1 protein-coding gene is annotated in these 760 nt (G+C 56.6%); it reads left to right on the plus strand.

Translation table 11 applies throughout. The annotated features are described in order from the left end of the window. Positions 1–79: 79 nt before the first annotated feature. Entirely contained in the window at positions 80–718 is a 639-nt protein-coding gene (locus tag HKD40_RS17640; protein WP_169197072.1) for a hypothetical protein, read from the plus strand. Positions 719–760: the final 42 nt, after the last annotated feature.

The following is a 760-nucleotide window of genomic DNA, read 5'->3' on the forward strand; positions in this document are numbered from 1 at the left end:
ACCTTGGCCAATCTGGCCTACAACTTCGACCGCCTCGTCTTCCACGAAAAGCGCGCAACCGCGCCATGAGTCTGCCCGGATGACCGGGAAACGCCGTCAATGGGCACCGCCGATCGCCAAACGCCGCGCCAAATCTGCTCAAACACGGAAATCAGACGACCACAATCGCAGCCGCAGGCTCAGCGAGCCAGTTCTTGCGGGTCTTCAGCTAGCTTTGAAAGCGACACGAAACCCGAGGTTGAAAATGTGTGCTGTTCGAAATCTAAGCGGCGTATTGATTTTAGGCCTACCTCTTTGTGGGCCTGCGCTTGCCCAAAATGATATGGCTGGGCGAGCCGCGTCAGATCCAAATGGCTTTGTGACTGAAGTCCAGCAGATGTTAAAGCAACGCGGCATCTACAATGGTGATGTGGATGGCCAGCTTACACAGGCAACGATCTCTGCGATCAATCTGGCGTGCAATGCGGCCGGTGTTCTCAGCGATTGCAGGCGGGGTCCGCTTTCGGAAGTTGGCGCTCGAGCAGTTGGTATTGCCATCAAAGCCGATGCGGCTGGGGTGAATGGCTTAGTTGAGGAAGCCGTATCCACATCGGAAAATGTCTCGGTAGTTTGGGGGCAGCAAAGCCCTCGAAATGAACCGCGCCGGGTTTGCCGGAGGCTCCGACTCTTGAGTAGGATGGAGCATCATGAGCAAGACGACGAACAAGTTTTCCCCTGAGGTCCGCGAACGCGCCGTGCGACTGGTTCTCGACAACGAGGG

The sequence above is a fragment of the Devosia sp. MC1541 genome (assembly GCF_012847305.1).
GTDB lineage: Bacteria > Pseudomonadota > Alphaproteobacteria > Rhizobiales > Devosiaceae > Devosia.

Excerpts from the sequence above, each read along its gene's own strand:
- HKD40_RS17640 (WP_169197072.1), top strand. The coding sequence starts at position 80 with ATGACCGGGAAACGCCGTCAATGGGCACCGCCGATCGCCAAACGCCGC.